The 22,626-nt window shown below is 48.1% G+C and carries 19 protein-coding genes; 8 read left to right on the top strand and 11 right to left on the bottom strand.

Annotation, left to right across the window (positions count from 1 at the left end):
- Positions 1–11: 11 nt before the first annotated feature.
- Together JAO78_RS12810 and JAO78_RS12805 are read right to left on the bottom strand one after the other, a co-directional pair.
- Entirely contained in the window at positions 12–2,462 is a 2,451-nt protein-coding gene (locus JAO78_RS12810; RefSeq protein WP_226751756.1) for a heavy metal translocating P-type ATPase, read from the bottom strand.
- 125 nt (positions 2,463–2,587) lie between these two features.
- Entirely contained in the window at positions 2,588–4,162 is a 1,575-nt protein-coding gene (locus tag JAO78_RS12805; RefSeq protein ID WP_226751755.1) for an amidase, read from the bottom strand.
- Between the two features lie 198 nt (positions 4,163–4,360).
- Here JAO78_RS12805 and JAO78_RS12800 point away from each other — a divergent pair, with 198 nt between their 5' ends.
- The 8 genes from JAO78_RS12800 to JAO78_RS12765 all read left to right on the top strand — a co-directional run bounded on the left by JAO78_RS12800 (position 4,361) and on the right by JAO78_RS12765 (position 13,274).
- Positions 4,361–6,058 (top strand): TIGR03545 family protein, encoded by a 1,698-nt coding sequence (locus JAO78_RS12800; protein WP_226751754.1) that lies wholly within the window; start codon positions 4,361–4,363, stop codon positions 6,056–6,058.
- 107 nt (positions 6,059–6,165) lie between these two features.
- Complete coding sequence (locus tag JAO78_RS12795; RefSeq protein WP_226751753.1) at positions 6,166–7,800, top strand: serine hydrolase domain-containing protein; 1,635 nt, start codon at positions 6,166–6,168, stop codon at positions 7,798–7,800.
- 208 nt (positions 7,801–8,008) lie between these two features.
- The gene (locus JAO78_RS12790) at positions 8,009–8,188 is read left to right on the top strand and encodes a hypothetical protein (RefSeq protein WP_226751752.1); all 180 of its coding nucleotides are present in this window, start codon (positions 8,009–8,011) and stop codon (positions 8,186–8,188) included.
- A 126-nt stretch (positions 8,189–8,314) separates the two neighbouring features.
- On the top strand, positions 8,315–8,674 hold the full coding sequence (locus JAO78_RS12785; protein ID WP_226751751.1) for a VOC family protein: 360 nt from the start codon (positions 8,315–8,317) through the stop codon (positions 8,672–8,674).
- Between the two features lie 556 nt (positions 8,675–9,230).
- The gene (locus JAO78_RS12780; RefSeq protein ID WP_226751750.1) at positions 9,231–9,581 is read left to right on the top strand and encodes an SPFH domain-containing protein; all 351 of its coding nucleotides are present in this window, start codon (positions 9,231–9,233) and stop codon (positions 9,579–9,581) included.
- A gap of 142 nt (positions 9,582–9,723) precedes the next feature.
- Positions 9,724–11,082, top strand: a complete 1,359-nt coding sequence (locus tag JAO78_RS12775) for a M24 family metallopeptidase (protein WP_226751749.1) — start codon at positions 9,724–9,726, stop codon at positions 11,080–11,082.
- 61 nt (positions 11,083–11,143) lie between these two features.
- A complete protein-coding gene (locus JAO78_RS12770) occupies positions 11,144–12,415 on the top strand; it encodes a DUF2254 domain-containing protein (RefSeq protein WP_226751748.1) in 1,272 nt (423 codons plus the stop codon).
- A 325-nt stretch (positions 12,416–12,740) separates the two neighbouring features.
- Positions 12,741–13,274 carry a hypothetical protein gene (locus JAO78_RS12765; RefSeq protein ID WP_226751747.1) on the top strand — a complete coding sequence of 178 codons (534 nt, stop codon included), beginning with the start codon at positions 12,741–12,743 and terminating at the stop codon, positions 13,272–13,274.
- Between the two features lie 59 nt (positions 13,275–13,333).
- On the opposite strand, the gene rraB is transcribed toward JAO78_RS12765, so the two are convergent.
- Genes rraB through JAO78_RS12720 form a run of 9 tightly spaced genes read right to left on the bottom strand, consistent with a single transcriptional unit; the run spans position 13,334 to position 22,541 of the window.
- Positions 13,334–13,717, bottom strand: coding sequence for a ribonuclease E inhibitor RraB (rraB, locus tag JAO78_RS12760; protein ID WP_226751746.1), 384 nt, complete (start codon positions 13,715–13,717; stop codon positions 13,334–13,336).
- Between the two features lie 13 nt (positions 13,718–13,730).
- The gene (locus tag JAO78_RS12755) at positions 13,731–14,465 is read right to left on the bottom strand and encodes a 1-acylglycerol-3-phosphate O-acyltransferase (protein WP_226751745.1); all 735 of its coding nucleotides are present in this window, start codon (positions 14,463–14,465) and stop codon (positions 13,731–13,733) included.
- A 53-nt stretch (positions 14,466–14,518) separates the two neighbouring features.
- The gene (gene parC / locus JAO78_RS12750; protein ID WP_226751744.1) at positions 14,519–16,798 is read right to left on the bottom strand and encodes a DNA topoisomerase IV subunit A; all 2,280 of its coding nucleotides are present in this window, start codon (positions 16,796–16,798) and stop codon (positions 14,519–14,521) included.
- A complete protein-coding gene (locus JAO78_RS12745; protein ID WP_226751743.1) occupies positions 16,795–18,198 on the bottom strand; it encodes a tetratricopeptide repeat protein in 1,404 nt (467 codons plus the stop codon). The genes parC and JAO78_RS12745 overlap by 4 nt, the downstream gene beginning before the upstream one ends.
- A gap of 34 nt (positions 18,199–18,232) precedes the next feature.
- Entirely contained in the window at positions 18,233–20,125 is a 1,893-nt protein-coding gene (gene parE, locus JAO78_RS12740) for a DNA topoisomerase IV subunit B (protein WP_226751742.1), read from the bottom strand.
- Positions 20,122–20,712 (bottom strand): YqiA/YcfP family alpha/beta fold hydrolase, encoded by a 591-nt coding sequence (locus JAO78_RS12735; protein WP_226751741.1) that lies wholly within the window; start codon positions 20,710–20,712, stop codon positions 20,122–20,124. The genes parE and JAO78_RS12735 overlap by 4 nt, the downstream gene beginning before the upstream one ends.
- The gene (locus JAO78_RS12730; protein ID WP_226751740.1) at positions 20,712–21,470 is read right to left on the bottom strand and encodes a metallophosphoesterase family protein; all 759 of its coding nucleotides are present in this window, start codon (positions 21,468–21,470) and stop codon (positions 20,712–20,714) included. Before JAO78_RS12730 ends, JAO78_RS12735 begins: the two co-directional genes overlap by 1 nt.
- Entirely contained in the window at positions 21,470–21,904 is a 435-nt protein-coding gene (locus JAO78_RS12725; protein WP_226751739.1) for a DUF1249 domain-containing protein, read from the bottom strand. The genes JAO78_RS12730 and JAO78_RS12725 overlap by 1 nt, the downstream gene beginning before the upstream one ends.
- A complete protein-coding gene (locus JAO78_RS12720) occupies positions 21,897–22,541 on the bottom strand; it encodes an NUDIX domain-containing protein (protein WP_226751738.1) in 645 nt (214 codons plus the stop codon). Before JAO78_RS12720 ends, JAO78_RS12725 begins: the two co-directional genes overlap by 8 nt.
- Between the last annotated feature and the right edge of the window lie 85 nt (positions 22,542–22,626).

Here is a 22,626-nt window from a genome sequence, read left to right as displayed (position 1 = left end):
GCTGTCAAAAACTAGCGAAATTGCCGCAAGCGCAACGCATTGGTCAGTACAAACACGCTAGACATGGCCATGGCGGCTGCGGCTAAACCGGGCGCCAATAAGATACCGGCGACGGGGTACAATACCCCCGCTGCAACCGGGATCAGTACGATGTTATACGCAAAGGCCCAAAATAAGTTTTGTTTAATATTACGCATCACTGCGCGGCTTAAACCTAACGCCCGATACACCGCCATCACTTCACTGCGTTGTAACACCACATCGGCAGCGTCAATCGCAATATCGGTGCCGCTACCAATGGCAATGCCGACATCGGCTGCGGCTAGCGCGGGGGCATCGTTAATGCCATCGCCCACAAACGCCACTTTGCCAAACTCACGTTGCAACGCTTGCACTACCGCTTGTTTATCGGCCGGTAGCACTTGCGCTCTCACATCGGTAATACCTAGCTCGGCGGCCACCGCATTGGCGGTGTACTGATTATCACCACTGACCATTACCACCCGCAAACCGGCTTGTTGTAGTTGCCGAACCGCATCTTTACTGTCTGCGCGCAATTGATCGGCGATGGCCAGTAACGCCAGTAATTTTCCAGCATGGGTTAAATAAATTACGGTTTTACCGGCAGCACGACAGTTTTTTGCCTGTGCATCAAAAGCTGCCACACTGATCTGCTGCTGCGCCAACAAGGCGGCACTGCCCAATAACACGGGCTGTGCATCCACCTGTGCGCTAACGCCAAACCCGGTTAACGCCTTAAACTCGGTCGCGGCAAGCGGCTTAACCTCAGCGTGCTTAGCGGCCGCTAATAAGGCCTGTGCCAGCGGATGTTCCGCATGTTGCTCCACGCCTGCGACCAACGCCAACACGTGTTCTTTAGTAACGCCATCGGCGCAGTGTACGTCTGTCAATTGCATTTTACCGGCGGTTAAGGTGCCGGTTTTATCAAAGGCCACCAGCTTAATTTGTTGTAATTGCTGCAACGCATCACCTTGCCGAAATAAGATCCCTAGCTCCGCTGCGCGCCCAGTACCCACCATAATGGAGACTGGCGTGGCCAGTCCCATGGCACAAGGGCAGGCAATAATCAGCACCGCTACGGCATTTACCAACGCAAAACTGACGGCGTCTTCGCTACCCAACCAAAGCCAGAGCAGCGCTGTTAATAAAGCAATTGCCAGGACCACCGGTACAAACACGGCCGTCACCTTATCCACCAAAGCTTGAATGGGTAACCGACTACTTTGTGCCTGTTGCACTAAGCGCACAATTTGCGCCAATACCGTTTGCTCACCTACGGCGGTAGCGCGGCAGAGTAAACTGCCTTGCTCACCATTAACGGTACCGGCCGTCACCTTGGCACCAGCCGCTTTGGCAACAGGCATAGGCTCACCACTTAACATGGCTTCGTCAACCCAAGACTCACCGGACACGACCTCGGCATCAGCCGCAATCCGCTCTCCCGGCCGCACCAGAAATTGCATCTGCGTTTGCAATTCATTAATAGGGAGATCCTGAAAGTCATCATCTCTTTTTATCCGTACGGTTTTCACTTGTAGCCCAAGTAAACGCTGAATAGCTGCCCCCGTCTGTCCACGCGCACGCCCCTCTAACCAGCGGCCAAGCAAGATTAACGTTACAATGACCACCGCCGATTCAAAGTACAGATGCTGACTGCCAACAAGCAGCAGTGAGGGCAGGAATAACACGATGCTAGAATAGCTCCACGCCGCTAAGGTACCCAGCGCGACTAACGAGTTCATATCTGGCGACCGTCGCCATAAGTTGGGGAGCCCCGTTGTAAAGAAGTGACGCCCCGGGCCAAGTAGCACCACGCTGGTTAACACAAATTGCAGCAGGCCGTTATAAGGGGCGGGTAGAACCTGTTGCAGCCACTGCGCTAACTCCGGTAACAGATGGCTGCCCATTTCTAACACAAACACCGGTAAACTTAGCAGCAGCGCTAACCAGAATTGTCGGCTTAAGCGTTGTTGTGCTTGTTGCTGCTCTTGCACGAGATCGGTATTCTCTGCACTTTGCACCTTGCCTTGATAACCCGCAGCAGCAATCGCCTTAAGTACTGCGTGATCACCCGCCAGCCCAGCAATACGCGTCAACTCTAGCGTGTTTGAGGCGAAATTGACCGTGGCCTTAAGCACACCGGGCAGCGCTAACACACTTTTTTCAATTTTACTGACACAGGAGGCGCAGTGCATATTAGCAATGTGCAGTTCGATCTGTTCGAGTCGGGTAGGATAACCGGCTTGTAGCAAAGCACTGGTCACTGTCGGTAATAGCGTGTTATCGGTGAGGCTAAATTCCGCACTAGCAGTGGCTAAATTGACGCTCACCTCACTGACCCCATTAACGCTAGTCAGCGCCGAAGTCGCACGGCGCACACAACCGGCGCAAGTCAGGCCGGTGATCGGAATGTGTATGCGCTGCAACGCAGAAGTTGACATCGTTTGAGCTCCTTACCGTGAAGAATGGCGTGGGTGAAACAGCAAGACTGCGTATAGCCTAAGCCACTACTCAGCATGCTGCAAACTTCACCGCCTTAATTACACGGTAAGTTAAACGCTTAACCTTACTCTGATTTTACTGCAGGCTCAGCATTGCTGGGTAAACTTGCTACAAAACCCGGACGCCGATACGCTGATAATTGTTGCTCTAACAATGCCGCTACGCGCAACAGTTCGGGCTCAGACCAGGGTAAACCGACCACGCTTAAGCCCAGTGGTAACACACCATCATAACCACCCGGTAACGTAATCGATGGGTAGCCGGCCACCGCGGCAGCAGTAGAAGTGCCAAAATTAAAACTGTCGCCATTCACATGATCAATCGGCCAAGCTGGTCCATAAGAAGGCATAATTATCGCGCTGTAGCCGTCATTTAAATAGGTATTTAATGCTGCTTCTGCCAGTTCACGGCTACGCGTTAACGCCTGCTGATAGGCTTCAGCTTGGGCGGTTAAATCAGTGGCAGCAGCTTGCTCAAGGTATTCTTGACCATAAAACGCCAAAGCTGTTTCGCCCTGTGCGTTATTGAAGTCGACAATTTTTTGCACGGTATTTACTGCTGCAGGCACGTCGTAATCGGTTAACCACTGCTGTAAATCTCGCGCAAATTCGTATACCAGTACCGCTAACTCGGCTTGATATAATTCCCCCGGCAATTGCCATTGATCGGTAGTGACAACTTCAATACCCGCCGCCGTTAGCACTGCCGCCGTTTTATCTAGAATAGCCGGTAACGCTGGGTTGCGACTGTCATAAGCGCGAACTAATAATACTTTGCCACTGGTTGCAGGCTGTAACGCGGCCGCGGTTAAAGACGCAGGTAATTTTTGCCGCGCTTCGGTTGTCAGCATGGCCTCTAATAATAACGCCGCATCATACACTTTGCGCGCCATCGGCCCGGCAATATCCTGCGCAGCGGCGATCGGAATAATGCCTTCACCCGATACCGCACCACGCGTTGGTTTAATACCCACAATGCCGTTGATAGAAGAAGGGCACATAATAGAACCGTCAGTTTCGGTGCCCACGGCCAGCAAGCTGAGATCAGCGGCCACCGCCACACCTGAGCCTGAGCTCGAACCACAAGGCGTATGGGTTAATACATGTGGATTACGGGTTTGCCCGCCTAACGCTGACCAACCGCTGGACGAGTCTTCACCACGAAAATTCGCCCACTCTGACAAGTTACTTTTGGCAAGGATCACGGCACCGGCTGCTCGCAGTTGCTTCACCAGCTCGGCATCTTTGGCTGTGAGGTGATTTTTTAAGGCTAAAGCGCCAGCAGTAGTCGGTAATTGGTCGGCGGTAGCAATATTGGCTTTTAACACTACCGGCAAGCCGTGCAACGGTGAACGCATTTTGCCTTGCGCCCGCTCTTCATCCAATAATTTTGCTTGCGCAAGGGCCTCAACATTCACATCGACAATAGCGCGCAGCTCATGGCCTTGCAGATTGTGCGCGGCTATTTGCTCCAGATAATGTTGCACTAATTGTTCACTGGTAAAGGTGCCCGCGGCCAAACCTTGCTGAGCGGCACGGGCATCAGTCCATGCGGGCGAGCTTAAGGTTACCGGCTGCTCTTTTACCGCCGGTTGACAGCCTAACAACACCATACTTAACGACAGACATAATATGCGCATAACAGATCGATCCTACAAATACTGACTCATGCTTTAGCATAAACGCTGAGGCGCTTTGGAACAGCCTGCTTTATCGCAACCAGCTGTTACCTGTCGCAAGGCTAAACCCGGTTATTTTGCAAAAAGATGAAGCAAACCGCGTTTTACCTTACACTGTAGGGGTCAACTCGCCTCTTTGTTGCAGATAAGGATTTCCTGATGAAAAAACTACTTTGGCTTATTCCCGTCAGTCTGATCACCCTTCTGGTGATTGGCTGGTTACTGGCTAACACTATCATTAAAAGCGTACTGATTGACCAACTTGAAGAAGCCACCGGCGCTGAAGCGAATGTCGACAGCGTATCGCTTCGCCTCATGCCGGTATCATTACAAATTAATGGTGTACAACTCACCGATCCCGCTAAACCGGCTTATAACAGCGTCAGTTTTAAGCAAGCCTTTGCCCGCATTGATCCGTGGCCTGCCTTAAAAGGTTTTTACGTGGTAGAAGAATTAGAAGTGAACGAGTTAGCCTATGGCAGTGCGCGTCAGCAACCCGGTAAAGTGTATCGAGTGCCGCCACCGAACGACAATGCGTTGGATTTAGCCTCGTTATTACAAGTGGAATTGCCTACTGCAGAGTCGATTTTAGCGCGCGCCAATTTACAAACCGTGCAACAAGGGCAGCAACTCAAAGAGTTAATCAGCGGCCAACGCCAAAAGTTTACCGAGTTACGGCAGCAACTGCCTACCCAGCAACAGTTAGAAGAGTTTCAAGCTAAAATTAAAGCACTAACCGACAGCAAGATCAGTGATGCCGCAGATTTAGCTACAAAAACCCAGCAACTGAGCAGCTTACAGCAACAATTAAAGGCCGAGCGTGAAAAACTTCGCACCCTACAGCAAAGTTTTGGCCAAAGCCGTGACCAGCTGAACGATGCAGTAAAAGCGGTACGCAGTGCAGCTGAGCAAGATTGGCAACAACTAAAACAATTGGCGAATATTCAAGACGGCGGCTTAGCACCGATCTTCCAAATCTTGCTGGGTGATGTGTGGGCCCGTGAGATGCAAAAGCTCGAAGCTTTGTATCAACTGGCCAAACCCTATTTACAACAAGAAGGCGATGCGACGCCAGCCAAACCTTTGGATCTGAATCAGCCCTACCCTGATTTTTGGGTAAAACAAGCCAAGCTGCATTTATTACTGGCCGGCACCGAAACCACTATTAATATGCAAGACATTACCACTCAGCATCAACTTATTAATAATGTGGCGACGCGCTTTAAAGTCGATGTATCGGGTTTGCCTAAACTGAACAGCCTGAAGCTCAATGGCGACTTTGCGATTCTAGAGCAGATGATCACCAACCTTAGCTGGCAGCTTGATGATATGGCCTTAGAGAATCTGACGCTAGGCAACGATAAAACCGCTATGACCATCTTGGCTGGTTTATTTAGTGCCACCGGCTCACTGAAACTGGTCGATGATCAACTAAAACAACAAGCCAAAGTGCTATTGAAAAACGCTAACTTTGATAAAACCGGTAACCGCTATTTAGACCAACTGGTGTCGCTGTTAAACCAGCAAAGTCAGATCCCACTGGATGTGTTAGCCGAAGGCTTAATTTCTAAACCTGACGTGACTATTCGCTCGTCATTAGATCGGATGTTAGGTGATGCCTTGCTGGGTGAAGCTAAGCAAAAAGTCGCGGCGCTGCAAACGAAACTGCGCAGTGATTTAGATAGCCGCTTACAACAACAATTAGCCGGGCAACAAGAATGGCTCGGTTTATTGCAACAGCAAGAAGGTGATACTAAAGCGCTGGAAGGCAAGTTAGAAGAGCTGTTAAATGCCAAGATGGGTTCCATACAAGACAAACTGCGTAACCGCTTACTAGATAAATTAGGCGGTAATTAAGCGGCTTACCAGCCCCGATTTGCCAATAATGCATGGTAGGTCGGGGCTTTCACACAAAACGTCATCCCTGTCTATACTGTTCACTGTGTGTAAAAGGAATACATCAGATGAAATCTTTACTTATGCTTATTAGCAGCTTAGCACTTAACCTGAATGTGAATGCAGCCGATATCAGTGGCCATTGGCGTGGTGTGCTAGCCACATCACCAAACAGCGGCCTGACCTTGGCACTGCAAATACAATCCAGCACTGAAGGCTATCAGCTATTACTACGCAGTCCTAATCAACATTCGAACGACATTGCCGTTAGCAGTATGACCATACAAGACAATACCTTAAACTTTACCGTCGATGCCTTAAAAGCAGCTTTCACTGGCACATTTGACGGTGAAACCCTCAGCGGGACCTTTACCCAAGGTCGGCCAATGCCACTAACCTTAAGCCGCTTGACGAAAAGCGACGAAGCACGGCTGGTACATGAACAACAGCTGTTCGGTGAGTTGCAAATCAATGCCAACGCCAGTTTACCTTTAGTGTTAAATATCGCGGTAATTGCTAACGGCTATCATGTCACCTTAGACAGCCCCAAACAGCAAAGTTATGGTATTCCTGTTGATCAGTTTAGTATTAACGAACAGCAATTGCGCTTTGGCTCATCGATGATTAACGCTAGCTACCAAGGCACTTGGCAAGATGACGCGTGGCAAGGCAGCTTTGTGCAAGGTCAAGCTATACCGCTTATCCTAAAAAAAAAGCCGGTAACTCAGCCGCTAACACCGACACTAAGTAATTTGAGTGAATGGTTGGGCACTGAGTTTGGTCAGCACGGCGTGGCCATCGCTTGGGTGGATGGCCAAGCGGTGCGCTATCAGCTGCATGGGCAAGCCAATGTGGCAAAGCAGCAAGCGGTGAGCCAAAACACGCTGTTTGAGATCGGCTCTATTAGCAAACCGTTGACAGCATTGGCTATTATCAAGCAGCTACAACAAGGCAAGTGGCAGTTAGACACCCCACTGGCTGAGCAAAGCACCCTACCCGAGCTCGCCACACATCGCTATACCTTGGCAGAATTACTGACCCATCGCAGCGGTTTGCCAAGGTTACCCGCCAATTTGCCGCTGGATGATTTGAGCAACCCTTACGCCAGTTATGATGAAGCGGCACTGAAAGCCGCGCTCGCAAACACCAAGTTTGCTGAAAAAGCCTTTGGCTATTCTAATTTTGGTTATGGCTTACTGGGCTACTTAGCAGGGCAGCAAGCAAAGATACCTTATTCCAGCTTAATGCAGCAGCAAGTATTGCAACCATTAGGCATGAAAACGGCGGGAGTGCAAACCAGCAAGCAAAGCTTTAAAGATCTTGCTAGCGGCTATGCGATCAGTGCCGACACCGTGCCGAATTGGCAATTCGACAGCTTAGCCGGCGCTGGCGCGGTCGTCGCTTCCATTGAAGATATGGCCACTATGCTGCGCCATATTTTCCAACACCACGCCAAAGATAAAGCACTGCAACAATGGCTAACCGCACTACCCACCACCGAGCAACCTGCCATGACGCTAGGCTGGATGCTAACCGAGCAGCAGTGGCTTTGGCATAACGGCCAAACAGCCGGTTTCTTCAGCTTAGTGATTTTTGACCTAAAAACCGAAAAAGGCTTGGTTCTACTGACCAATATCGCCATCCCCGTCACCGAACAGGGCTTCGCGCTATTTAAGGAATGGCTGGCTCAAGACGCCAAATAACCCTAGCGTTTAACCTATCTCATCCGACCGCACTCAGACACTGGTCAGACCGCACTCAGAGACTGGTTGTACCACACTCAGACACTGGTCTGGCCACGAACAGCGAAGGATTAAGCCACACTGAAAGACTGCGGATACCTTAATTAGCCAGTTAGCCAAGCTTTATATACGCTAGCTAAGTGCAAACTAAACATGTGTAGGAGCAACGATGTTTAATGAATTACCCGGCAAGACAGTGAAAGTATTTTTTAATTGTACCCAGTGGAACGAGTATGCAGTGTCAGGCGTGGTGACTAAATTTGATGATTACTGGCTGTATTTAAAAACTAAAAAAACCGATGAGCGGATCGCGATTGCTGAAATCAAACGCATTTCAATCCAGCGTTAACATAACCTAACCCAAGGTTAAACCCTTTGGCTAGACTATACTCAGACAGAGCTTTAACCCGACTCTGGGACAGGTCTGACCTTACTCAGAGACAGACCGGACCTCACTCAGATACCGGAGTTACTAATGCAGCATGAAAAGTTACACTATGTTGAATTGCCCGCCGTTGATTTAGCGGCGACAAAGCTGTTCTTTCAACAGGTTTTTAATTGGAGCTTTGTCGATTATGGGCCCCAGTACACTGCTTTTAGCGATCAGGGATTAGAGGGAGGCTTTTTTCAAGCCGATCTCTGCTCGAACACACAGCATGGTGCGGCCTTGCTGATCTTTTATAGTGAACAGCTTGAGCAAACCCTAAAAAAGATTAGCGCAGCCGGTGGCACTGTGGTTAAACCTATTTTTAGCTTTCCTGGTGGTCACCGCTTTCATTTCACTGAGCCTAGCGGCAATGAATTTGCTGTTTGGTCAGATAAATATCAGGAATAATCCTACAAAGCCATCGCTTAATATTATCCATAACATGTTTGGTTAAATTGCATCTTGTTGCGGTTATGGCATGGTCATGATCAGTTAGCCGTGCGCTCAAACCAAAATTGAACGTCATGCAGCCAAGTTATCGCCTAATATCATCAATGCCATAAGCGGTTTAACTGCATCTTGTTGCCGTGATGTCATGGTCATGCTGAGTTAGCCGTGCGTTCAGAGCAAAATCTATAGTAATCCAGCAAGATCAGCATCAAAAATCATCTGTGACATTAGCGCTTTAACATCGATTCGTGGTCACTATGCCAAGGTAATCAGGTGTTGTGCTTTGTAAAAGATTAAACTAACTTATGCTACAAAATTATTAGCAATAACCAACGCTATTTTTCGGCTCAGCTAAAGTACATCCCAAAAACCACTCTGAAAAAAGGATTTATTAATGTATCAAAACAGGCAAGCACTCGCAGTAGGCTCCTTGTTTATGCTTTTGTTGATTAGCGTGGCCGTTGTTGTTATGTCGTTTTAGGCCTGGCCTAAATACAACTTATATCGCATGGAGATGCAAGGTCGTGCCGCGTTAAAAGAAGCCGAATGGTCAAAACAAATTTTGATTGAAGAAGCTCGAGCGCGAGAAACGGCCGCCTTAATGCAAGCCAATGCCCGAGTGACGCTGGCAGAAGCCGAGGGTAAAGCGGCGGTGGTGAGAGCTAAAGCCGAGGGCCTAGCCGATATTGAGCGAGCCAAAGCCGCTGCAGAGTCCAACCGTATTATTGGTGAGTCGCTAAAAGGCAATACAGAATATTTGCGGTATATCTGGATCAAAGGCTTACAAGATGGCAAAGGCGAAAGAATTTATATTCCAACTGAAGCCGGTTTGCCGATCCTTGAGGCTGGCAACTTGGCTAAATAAGCCTTTTTGTTGCTAAAAGTAATCATACAAAGAACTTTCAGCCAATAACTTACAGCGAAAATTTTAACGGTTATGCTTAATATTAAATACATCTTATGCGCCGTTCGACATTTGCCTCTTCACCGCACAAGGGCATGCTCCAATGAAAAAAAATAATAAATTTCAAAAATCTAGCTGGATTTTCGCCGCCTTCATTTGCTGTACAAGCTTTGCAGCTGAGCAAAATGCCGGTAACTCAACAATGCCACAAATAGTGCTTCCCACACCATTAACTGGCCCGTCCCCTTGGCCAGACATTCTTAAACAACGCATTTCGACCTTGCTACCGAAAGCTATGGATAATACTGGTCTGGCACATTGGTTAATTGTGTGCCGCGAGAACGACAACGATCCTTTAGCCAAACATGTTGGCTGTGAGAACGCGGGCGGCACGGCGGTGGTGTTATTTAGTCGCACCAGCAAGGGGGTAACATCACGCATATTCTCACCTGTAAGCGAAGCCACCGCCTTGAAAGAATTAAAGCGCTTTGATGAAGTGATTGAAATCTCAAAACAACAGGATGCTATTCATGCCGCGGCATCTTGGCTAAAAGAACAAAACATCCGTGGCCCATTAGCCGTGAATAGTTTTAGCCAAAACCCGCAGGCCGATGGCTTAAGCCATTCACAATATCTTGCCTTGAGCTCCGCTTTACAAGACACTGAGCTAAGCCTAGTTGCGGCAGAGCCGCTTATTTATTATTGGCTGGCTCGGAAGCTACCTGCCGAAGTGGCCATTATGGCTGCAGCAGCACAGCTCACTTCAGACTGGCAATATCAAGCTTATCAGCACGTTATTCCCGGAGTGACTACTGACCAAGATATTGCCCACTTTTTGAAAGAAAAAATGGCCGAGGCCGGTGTGCAAGATGCTTGGGCATCAGATCAAAACCCTGCGGTTAACTCAGGCCCAGACCGTGGGCACTCGCATGCCACTGCTCGCGTGATCCAACCCGGCGATGTTATTCAAATCGATTTTGGTATTCGTGTGTTCGATCATTGGGTGACGGATATTCAGCGCTTTGCTTATGTGCTGAAACCCGGCGAAAATAAAGCGCCAGCAGCCATTCAACATGCCTGGGATAGCGCCCTAGCAGGCGGTAGAGCAGCATTTGCAGCAATGAAGCCGGGGGTTACAGGAAACAGCGTGCATCAAGCACAACTCGAAGTGATGGCCAAAGCAGGCTCACTGCCCGTCATGTGGAGCACGGGCCATCCGGTAGGCTATGTTGCACATGATACTGGCCCGAATCTGGGCGTGCGCATTGCTTCCGAGCGGCAACTCGACGCTGGCATGACCTTTTCATATGACGGCTTTTACAGTTGGTATTATCCAGGGAGCGCCCAACAGCAAACGAAAACGATTTCTGTAGAAGAAATGGTGGTGATTACCAATGCAGGCGCACAATTCTTAACAGTGCCACAGCAAGATTTAATTTTAATTGCTGCACCGACAAACTAAAGCCGCAATAGTCGGGGTTTAGCTGCACGCTAGCCCCCTTTAGCCGAAAAGAGGAATACACATGCCCGCTTTAGTATCGATTGACCGTTTACGCTTTTTACTTAATCAGTTACACGAGCGGCTATGGGTGCGACCTTTAGCGGTGTGTTTATTGTCGATTGCGGCGGTTTTTATCGCCAAACTGGCCGATGGCACAGCATTGATAAAATGGGTGCCCCATATCAGCATCGACTCGGTGGAGAGCTTATTGTCGATTATGGCCTCTAGTATGTTAGTGATTGCAACGTTTTCGGTCACCTCGATGCTATCCGCCTACAACTCCGCCAGTAACTCGGCAACGCCTCGTGCATTTCGTTTAATGGTCGCCGACGATGTTTCACAAAATGCATTATCAACTTTTGTTGGCGCTTTTATCTTTAGTGTAGTGGCCATCGCGGCGTTAAAAAATAGCTTTTTTGACAAAGCAGGCTTATTTATTTTGTTTGCTCTGACCGTATTCGTATTTGGTTTGGTGATCACTGTTTTTGTCCGCTGGGTTGATCGGATTGCCCGACTGGGGCGGCTGGGCTCTACTATCGAAAAAGTGGAATTGGCCACCGCCGCGGCTTTAGAACGCCGCCGCATCTTCCCAACATTATGTGGTATCCCCACTTCAGTTGACGCCAGCAAAGGCCACCCCGTTTTTGCAAACGAGATTGGCTATGTGCAACATATTGATATGTCGGCAATTCAGGCATGGGCGGATAAAATGAATGCACATGTCGAGGTTGCCGCACTACCGGGCACCTTTGCTGCGCCCAATCGTGTATTGGCTTACGTGCATAAATTATCAGCCAGTGCATTAGAACACGATCACTGCATAGCCGAGGCCTTTCAAATTGGCCGTGAACGCTTATATGCCGATGATCCTCGCTTCGGGTTAGTGGTGTTATCCGAAATTGCGGGGCGTGCACTATCCCCTGCGGTTAACGATCCTGGTACAGCCATTACTATTACCGGGGCTTTAGTGCGATTAATCGCCTTGTGGAATAAGCCACTCACCGACGCCGAGCAACAAAAAAGTAAGACCCTTTTTCCACGCGTCGCTGTGCCAGAGCTAACGATCCGCGATCTGTATGACGATGCCTTTACCGCGATAGCACGAGATGGTGCAGGTATCCTTGAGGTATCAGTTAGACTGCAAAAGGCTTTACAGTCATTGTCATTACTGGGCGCAGCGGAAAACCGTGAGGCAGCCCGTTATCATAGCCAACGCGCATTAATTCGCTCTGAACACGCTTTACTGCACGCTGACGATGTACAAATCATTAAAGACAGCATCAAGCCAACTTAAAATAGATTATCCACTCAACCGCTCTTGATGCACAGCCTGACGATAGCGAATGTTTGCAGCGTCGGATCTTTACGCACTTTCACCTTCTGGCTTACAAAAATATTATTTAACGGCCAACACAGTATTCATCCTTGGAATAGCACATAATACCAATAAGGCATGACAGTTTTTGGTTGCAAGGCAAACGCGACTGAAAACGACACATGACTTTGGGCGCAACGATATACCTCAGCTTAGCGGGATAAAAATGCATCTAGCTGCATTACTAAAGATAGTTTTTGAAACGGTATAGCAGTACGAATAAAAAATTTAAGAGGTTGATGTTATGAAGACTATCGCAACAATGATTTTACTGACGGGTTTAGTGAGTCTGACTGGCTGTGCCACGAAGCCACCTACTTTTGGCGAACGGATTTTAGCCGAAGGTGAATCGCAAATTGCTATCTCAAAAATGTGGGAACAAGGCAAAAAAGACACGCGTGAAGGCGAAGCCCTGTTAAAAGAAGGCAAAAAACTACTCGCTGATGGCAAAGACTATAGCCGTAAAGGCGAAAAATTACTGGCAAATAGCAGCGCTGATTTACAAACAAACCGCCAAGCATTCAAAACGCTCGCGCTAAGTGCAAATAACCTTAACACTAGCAAAGCCGCCAGCGACATGGTGGCAAGACTAGAAAAGTTGACTGACGCTTGGGAAGAAGCAGAAGAAGAAGTCGAAGAAGGAAACGAGCTGCTCAAACGCGGTAAAAGCGCTCAAGAAGAAGGTGAGTCGGCCATCAAAAAAGGGCAGCAGTTAATTACCGATGGTAAAAATAAAATTGTAGAAGCAGAAGAACGTTACAAACAAACCAGTAAATAAACACGGTTTGCTAACCGCTTCGCTGTGCACAACAGCGAAGCTAGCAATCCCAAGCTAAATTAAGCCTCGTCGTCTTCGTCAAACGCTTCATCAAATGCTTCGTCATCGTCACCTTCAAAGTAGGTGCCCCAGCCGTCATATTCAACCTGATGTTTTTTCGCTAAGGCTTCCAATTTAATGGCATCTGCCGTGATCGCGGCTTCATCTAAAGCTTGCTCACATATAGCATCGAAGACCCAAGCATTGGTGCCATCTTCAAACTCGACTTCTTCAGCGTCGGTCACTTCATAACCTAGCTTAAACAGCTCTACGGCCAGTTTTTCTAGTTTATTAAAGTCTTTATCATAAAAATGATGCTCAATGGTATACAGTGCATCCGGATCGCTACCATCTTCTAATAAAGCACTGATGGTTTCTGCGGTAAATTCTTGCCAGTTTTCCATAAAGATTACTCAGTTATTTTTGCTGTTGCGCAGTGTAGTCGTTAGCTAGCTCGGCATCAAGCGCACTAATTTGATCTGCCATTTGCTGACGAATATTTCGGGCAAACTGGCGTAAATTGTCATCTTTAGTCAGCACCACCGGCGCATTCATTTGGATAATCACTTTACCGTTGCGCCAGCGGTTTAATTTAAACTGGTTATGCGTCGAGCTCATACATACCGGCACTAAGGGTACATTCGCTTCTAAAGCTATGTGAAAAGCCCCCATCTTAAACGGCAGCAGCCCCCGACCATAACTGCGGGTGCCTTCGGGAAACATCCATACCGAGATCTTTTGATTAGCGATACGCTCTGCGGCAAATAACATGGTGTTGAGCGCTTTAGCTTTGTTATCACGGTCAATTAAGAAGTTACCGCTAAGCCAATATAATTGGCCAAAGAATGGAATAAATTTCAGGCTTTTCTTACCAATGGTTACGGTGCGCGGTAGCACTGAACCACTGATCGTAAATAAATCGAGGTTATTTTGGTGATTAGCAATAAACACGTATGGCTCGCCTGGTGCAATCGCCGGATCATAACGGATCTCTACGTCAATGCCGAGGATCCACGATACCTTGCCGTACCATTTGCTAAACAATGCCACATTGTTAGGATGAAAAGGGCGGAATAAACAAACCAGTAATCCCGCCACGGTGCTGCCAATAAAAAACAGCACTAATAACACTATACGCAATACAGCAACCACATCAGGCCCCTTGCCAACTCACACCACAATCAGATCAGGGGCCTAGTATAACGTTATTCGCTCGGGCTGCTGGTTTGATCACTCAGGCCATTGACAATAATTTCATCAATGCGCTGTAAACCGCGTGGCAGCTTATTACCACGCCGCCCCCGTTCACCATGATAGTGCTGTAAGTCATCCACTTTCAGGCTAAGCTTACGCTTACCGGCCACTAAGGTGACACTGCCATCAGCCGGTACTACGGCTAGCAAACTGACAAACTCTTCTCGACTGGCTGAACGTGCCGACGGGATCGACATCAGCTTATTACCTTTACCTTTGCTGAGTTTCGGTAACTCGGCCACCGGGAACACCAGCATACGGCCTTCGTTTGAAATACACAGCAATAAATCGGTATCGGGGTTGCCAACCGGTAACGGTGGCAATACTTTTGCCGCCGTCGGTAAACTGAGCAGCGCTTTACCGGCTTTATTGCGACTGAGCAAATCATTAAACTCGGCAACAAAACCATAGCCGGCGTCAGAGGCGAGCAGTAATGTTTGTTTTTCATCGGCAATTAATACATGTTCGACGGTTTCACCGGCAATAATGCCGAAACGGCCGCTTAATGGCTCACCTTGGCCACGCGCAGACGGTAATTCATGCGCTTCGGTGGCATAACTGCGACCCGAGGAATCTAAAAATACCGCTTGTTGATTCGAACGTCCTTTCGCTAAGGCTTTAAACGCATCGCCGGCTTTATAACTGAGGGCATTGCCATCGACATCATGCCCTTTGGCACAGCGCACCCAGCCTTTTTCAGATAACACCACGGTAACGGCTTCGCTTGGCAATAATTCTTTTTCGCTTAAAGCTTTGGCTTCTTCACGCTGCACGATAGGGCTGCGGCGAACATCACCGTATTTTTGTGCATCGGCCATCAGTTCATCGCGCACGAGCTTAGTCAGTTTTTTCTCAGAGCCTAAAATAGCCTGAAGCTTATCGCGCTCTTTGCTCAGCTCATCCTGCTCGCCCCGGATCTTCATTTCTTCTAGCTTGGCAAGATGGCGCAATTTCAGCTCTAAAATCGCTTCAGCTTGGCGTTCTGTTACACCAAAAAAAGCAATCAACTCAGGCTTAGGTTCGTCATAGGTTCGAATAATGCGGATCACATCGTCGATGTTTAAAAAGGCAATTAACAAACCTTCTAACACATGCAAACGGTCTAACACTTTATCTAAGCGGAACTGCAAACGCCGACGCACGGTGTCACGGCGGAAGCTCAGCCACTCGGTTAAGATTTCCAGTAAATTGCGCACCCGTGGCCGGTGATCTAGCCCTAAAATATTCAGGTTAACCCGATAACTTCGCTCTAAGTCAGTGGTGGCAAACAAGTGCTGCATTAACTGCTCAACATCAATTCGATTAGAGCGTGGCACAATAACAATGCGGGTTGGGTTTTCGTGATCCGATTCATCACGTAAATCTGACACCATTGGCAGCTTTTTCGCCTGCATTTGCGCCGCAATTTGCTCCAGTACCTTCGAGCCCGACGTTTGATGCGGCAACGCCGTTATCACAATATCGCCCTCTTCTTGCAGATACACCGCACGCATTTTAATACTACCGCGGCCTGTCGCGTATACCGCCGCAATATCTTCGATAGAAGAGATAATTTCGGCATCAGTTGGATAATCGGGGCCTTTCACATGCTGTAATAAATCGGCTAATTCAGCTTTCGGATTATCCAAGATCTCAGCACACGCATTGGCAATTTCACGCACGTTATGCGGTGGAATATCCGTGGCCATACCTACTGCAATACCGGTGATACCATTAAGTAATATATGCGGTAAACGAGCCGGTAACACCTTGGGCTCTTCGAGGGTGCCGTCAAAATTGGGGATCCAATCGGCAGTGCCTGAGCCTAACTCAGATAACAAAACTTCGCTAAAGCGCGATAATTTGGCTTCGGTATAACGCATTGCTGCGAAAGACTTTGGATCATCCGGCGCACCCCAGTTTCCTTGGCCGTCGACCAACGGATAACGATATGAAAAGGGTTGAGCCATCAATACCATGGCTTCATAACACGCTGAATCACCGTGCGGATGAAACTTACCTAACACATCACCGACAGTACGCGCCGATTTTTTATACTTCGCCAGATGCGACAGGCCTAATTCGGACATAGCATAGACGATGCGACGTTGCACCGGTTTTAACCCATCACCGATATGCGGTAAGGCCCGGTCCATAATCACGTACATGGAATAATTTAAATAGGCTTCTTCGGTAAAGCGGCGCAGTGGCAGCTGTTCGGTGCCATCGGCGGAAAGTACGGTTTCTGTCATGCCTGATCCTGTCGTGTTGGCGAGCTGGGTGTGGCCTTCGCTGAACGGGTGCGGCGTAGTAATAACACCACCACCAGTATGAATAGCCCTAGGGTCGCGGCCATGCCCAGCCATAACCATTGCATTACTCTATTACGTTCAACTTCTGCTAAGCGTAACGCGTTTAATTGGTATTCTTGCTCTAACATATTTTGCTGAACTTGCTCGCGCTCGGCTTCAAAACTCAAGCGCATTTTTGCAATTTCTAACTCGTTTTCTTTATCTCGAAATTGCTGAAAACCACGAACAAAAAGCCGCATAGTTTGAAAAGCACGTTCATATTGCCCTTGATCCGCTAACAATTCCGCTTTGAGTAATTGAAACGATAACAGCATATTACCCGAACCACTGTTCTCTGCCGTTTGCACATATTGCTCGGCCAGCAATAATTGCTGCATAGCTTGGGTGTTTTGCTGCAAATTTTGATAAATCAGCGCTTTTTCATAATGATGACTGGCTAAATAATAGTCGGAATGAATAACCGCCAAATATTCTTCGGCTTTTTCCATGTAATTTAACGCCACTTGCGGTTTGTCCATTTCATTACTGGTTATCGCCAAACCGTTGTAAGCGTAATACAAATTCAGTATGTCTTGTTCTTTCAAGGCCGATTGCAACATCCGCTCGAAGCTTTGTAACGCTAACTCAAAGTCTTCTAAATAGCTGTAATTGCGAGCCAAATTATACAATACTGTCACGCGGTTTTTATGCCAGCCTAACTCTTCATACAACACCAAGGCTTGCTCTAGAAACTCTTGTGCGTCTTGCTCATACGACAAGTTAGAGTACAACAAGCCCAACTGTGCATTCACTTCGGCTAGTAGCTCTTTATCTTTTAATTGCGTCGCTCGCGCATAGATATCTTGTAAGTTTTGTAATGCTTGATGCGTACGATTTTGTAACGAATCAACCGCCGAAATATTAATCAGCCCGCGTAAACGCAGCCTTTCATTTTCGACAGCCATCGCCGTTGCTACGCCTTTTTGATACCACTTCATCGCATCGGCTAAGGCTAATTTCATTTCGAAAGCAAAGCCCAACTCATAGCTGAGCTCGGCATATAAACTGCTCGGATTATCTTTGAGTAGCGCAATACCCTGCTCTGCCACCGCTTGCTGCTCTTGAAAACGACCTAAATGACTTAAAATGGTGGCTTGATGATTTAACCAATAAGCCTGAGCCACAGCGCTTAAGTTAGCAAACTGCGCCTGATTAGCCGTTAAAATCTCGAGCATCTGTTCTGGCGCACGATTTTTTTCTGCAGCAACTTGCTGCAGCCACTCAGGCACATCATCAGGTAACGACTCAGCATGGCCGAGACTAACCCAACACCACAGAAGAATGACCAGCAGTTTTTTCACAGGTGACTCCCTAAATGCTTTAGCCGTGCCTAGATTAAGCGATGATGGCTCTATCACCTTTTAATTCCAGCCAATCACGCCGATCGGTAGCACGTTTTTTCGCCAACAGCATATCCATCAATTCCATTGTTTGCGCCGCGTCGTCTACAGTCAGTTGCACTAAACGCCGAGTGTTCGGATCCATTGTCGTTTCACGCAGTTGCAGCGGGTTCATTTCACCTAAGCCTTTAAAACGTTGCACATTAACTTTGCCGCGTTTTTTTTCTGCTTCGATACGGTCGAGAATACCATTTTTCTCTTCTTCATCAAGCGCATAGTACACATCTTTGCCAATGTCTATTCGATACAATGGCGGCATGGCAACGTAGACATGGCCCTGCTCAACTAGATGGCGGAAATGTCGCATAAACAGAGCACACAGCAAGGTGGCAATGTGTAGCCCATCCGAGTCGGCATCCGCTAGGATACACACCTTGCCATAACGCAAACTGGATAAGTCTAACGAATCAGGATCGATACCAATGGCCACGGAGATATCATGAACTTCTTGTGAAGCCAAGATTTGTCCAGATTCTACTTCCCAGGTATTTAAAATTTTACCGCGCAGTGGCATCACGGCTTGAAACTCCCGATCACGCGCTTGTTTAGCCGAGCCACCCGCCGAGTCACCCTCAACTAAAAAGAGTTCGGTACGGGCTAAGTCTTGTGCCGAGCAATCGGCTAACTTACCGGGTAAAGCGGGCCCTGACGTTACTTTTTTACGAATGACTTTTTTTGCAGCCCGTAGCCGCTTTTGGGCATTGTTAATACAAAAATCGGCTAAGGCTAATGCCACATCGGTTTGCTCGTTTAACCACAAGCTAAAAGCATCTTTGACAATACCACTGACAAAAGCCGCCGATTGCCGTGACGATAAACGCTCTTTCGTTTGGCCAGCAAACTGCGGATCTTGCATTTTCAATGACATCACGTAAGCGCAGCGATCCCAGACATCTTCCGCTGATAGTTTAATACCCCTGGGCAACAAATTGCGGTACTCACAGAAGTCTCGCATGGCTTCTAACAACCCCTGGCGCAAGCCATTAACGTGCGTGCCGCCCATCGCCGTCGGGATTAAATTGACATAGCTTTCGGTGGTTAGCTCTCCCCCTTCTGGCAACCAAAGTAACGCCCACTCTACCGCTTCGGTACTGGCGGTAAATTGACCAACAAACGGCTGCTCAGGTAAGGCAATAAAATGCTGTACGGCTTCGGCGAGATAGTCACGAATACCGGCTTCATAACACCATTGATATTGTTGTTGGTTAACTTTGTCATCAAACTTTACGGTTAAACCGGGGCACAATACGGCCTTGGCTTTTAATACATGTAACAAACGACTCACTGAAAACTTGGGTGAATCAAAATAAGAGGCGGTGGGCCAAAACCGAACGCGTGTACCGGTATTGCGCTTACCTACGGTGCCACTAACGGCTAACTCTGCCACCTTGTTACCATGTTCAAAGGCGATATCATAAACCTGACCATCGCGGCGAATACTCACATCCACTCGGCTTGATAAGGCGTTAACAACAGAAATACCAACACCGTGTAAACCACCAGAGAATTGGTAGTTTTTGTTAGAGAATTTACCGCCCGCATGTAGCCGGCACATAATCAATTCGACGCCAGACACCCCTTCTTCGGGGTGAATATCCACCGGCATGCCTCGACCGTTATCGATAACTTCAATCGATTGATCATCATGCAAAATCACCTGCACTAAATCGGCGTGACCGGCTAACGCCTCATCCACGCTGTTATCAATTACTTCTTGCGCTAAGTGATTTGGCCGCGTGGTGTCGGTATACATACCTGGACGGCGCTGCACCGGCTCTAAACCGGTGAGAACCTCGATCGACTCGGCATTATAAAGTTGTTCAGTCATACTGTAATTTGGCTTCCCGTTTCCTGAGGTTGCAGACAAAAATCGGCAATGTGTGGCAGATAATCTTGATAACCAACAAAGCTATGATCACCACCTGTAACTAGCTGAACCTGTGCGCCCTGATAATAATCCACGGCCAAACGATAATCTAACACCTCATCACCGCTTTGCAAAAGGACTAAATAGCGACTGGGCTGTTGCAACCGCATCGGCATCAAGGCTTCGAGCTGTTGCATATGCTGCGCTTGAACCTGATATCGCTGTTGTAACACCGGGTGTTCGTACTCACCCAAAAATTGGCTTAATACCCGATGCGGTGCCACAGCAGGGTTGATCACGCAGGCCCGACAGCCAATTCGCTCGGCCAGTACCGTGGCTAAAAACCCACCCAGCGAGCTGCCAATAATGGCTGTTGGCGGTTGCACTATGGCTTGCTCTAATACCTGCATCGCCGCATCGGGCGTGTAAGGTAAATCTAGCGCTTGAAAATGCACATTCGGTAATGCCGCAAAGTAAGCTTGGGTTTGCACCGCCTTGGTCGAAAGACTGGAACTGGCAAAACCGTGTAAATATAAAATTCGTTGCATTAAAGCCTCTTAAACTGCCAACTGACCTGACCTGCCGCAGCAAAATACCATTCGCACCATTGTGGTCCGGCATTAACGGTTTGCCAGTCATCGCTTGCTAAAAACTGCACCGAACTGGCTGGGCAACCGACAATATCAATGCCCTGCACCACCTTGTGATAAGCCAGATGCGCGTGGCCATGCGCCAGCCCTTTAATTTTGGGTTCGCGCAGTAACCAGGGCCAAAAAGTCTGTTGATCGCGCAAACCATGTTTATCAATAAAACAGCCCAATGGCTGAGAGTGATGATGACAAAACAACCAAAACTGTTTGGCCTGACTTTTTGCAAACTGCTGGGCTAAAGCGCTTTGCCGATCCTCGGCAAACTCACCGGCAGGTGTCGGGCCCTTGGTATTTAACAAAAACAGTTGCCACTCGCCTAAGCTTAAACTTTCTGCCCTTTGAAACGGTGGCTGTTGTTGCAGCTGAGCTAACATAGCCAAATCATCATGATTACCGGGTAACACAAACACAGGGCAGCTTAGCTCTTGGCAAAGTTGTGCCAATAATTGATAACTGCCCAAGGTGTGATCTTGGGTGAGATCGCCGGTTAAAATGAGTGCGTCGGGTGGCGACAGTTGTAATTGCGCTAAAATCGCTTTTAAGTGCACCGCCGGTTGGCAATCACGATATAAGCCATCGTGTTCCGCCAATAAATGACAATCGGTAATTTGCACTACACGATAGGCCGCTTTTGCTGGGAAGACATAGTTGTGCATTAACCTGACACCGCCGAATGCTGCCGAGTACCGCGCCGCGCGCACAAGTTTAACCAATCGCGCAGTAACATATTAATTTGTCGTTTTTCATCAGGCTGCGACATGGTGGCATTCGGATAAGGATACACACCAATAAAGCGCCATTGCTGCTGCGCTCGCACCACTTCGGCTAACCGCGCATCATGGTACAGCTGCACATCAAAACTGGGTTGAAAATAAACATGATCGGCACTGCTCAACTCTATTTTCACCCGCGTAGTAAAGCGCGCAACCTCAAGCACCGTTAAGCAATAAATATCCTGCTCACCCAGCGCTATAAATAATTGCTGGCCAAGTTGCGGCGTTTCGGGCAATAACGGCAGCAGTGCGGCATAGTTGCGTTCACACAAACTCAAAAAGTCGGGTAACTGCGGTACATAAATCGATTTATGCAAGGCGTGTACCCCAGCGTTGCTGCACATCACTTAAATGCAGCGCTAACCATTGCAAGCCAATCACTGTCGCAGCATTGTTAATGTGCCCTGATGCTAATAATTGCATGGCCGTTTGCCGTGGCATAACGTGCATTTTGATGTCCTCATGTTCAGCATCGAGCCCAAATAAACCGCTAGTCACGGGTTGTGTTAGCCGGGCTAAATACAAATGAATTTTCTCTGTGCTGCCACCGGGGCTCGAAAAATAATTTAACATTGGCCAAAGCTCACTTAAGGTTAAGCCCGCTTCTTCTTTCGCTTCACGAATAGCAGTTTGCTCTGCGGTTTGGCCGTCGTCGATCATTCCAGCAATAGATTCGAGTAACCACGGGCTTTGACCTTGATCGACCACACCCACGCGGAACTGCTCAACCAACACCACTTCGTCGGTTTGTGGATTATAAGGTAAGACTATCACAGCCTGTCCGCGCTCGAAAACTTCTCTGATCATTGGCTGGCTCCAACCGCCTGCAAACAGCTTATGTCGCAGTTGCCAACGCTCAATCCGAAAAAAGCCCTGAAAAACCGTGGTTTTGTCGATAATGTCCAGATCTTCTGCTTGAAAAGAAGGATACTGTTCTATCTTGAATTGCGACATGGTTGCCCTCACATTTTGTTACACTCTACCGGGTAACTTTACGGTTTAAACGTTACCTAGTTTACTTTAACAGGTTATCATTTGG

It is taken from the genome of Alishewanella maricola (assembly GCF_016343785.1).
Taxonomy (GTDB): domain Bacteria; phylum Pseudomonadota; class Gammaproteobacteria; order Enterobacterales; family Alteromonadaceae; genus Alishewanella; species Alishewanella maricola.
The sequence above is the reverse complement of the archived record's forward strand: the minus strand, read 5'-3'. Positions and strand labels throughout refer to the sequence as shown.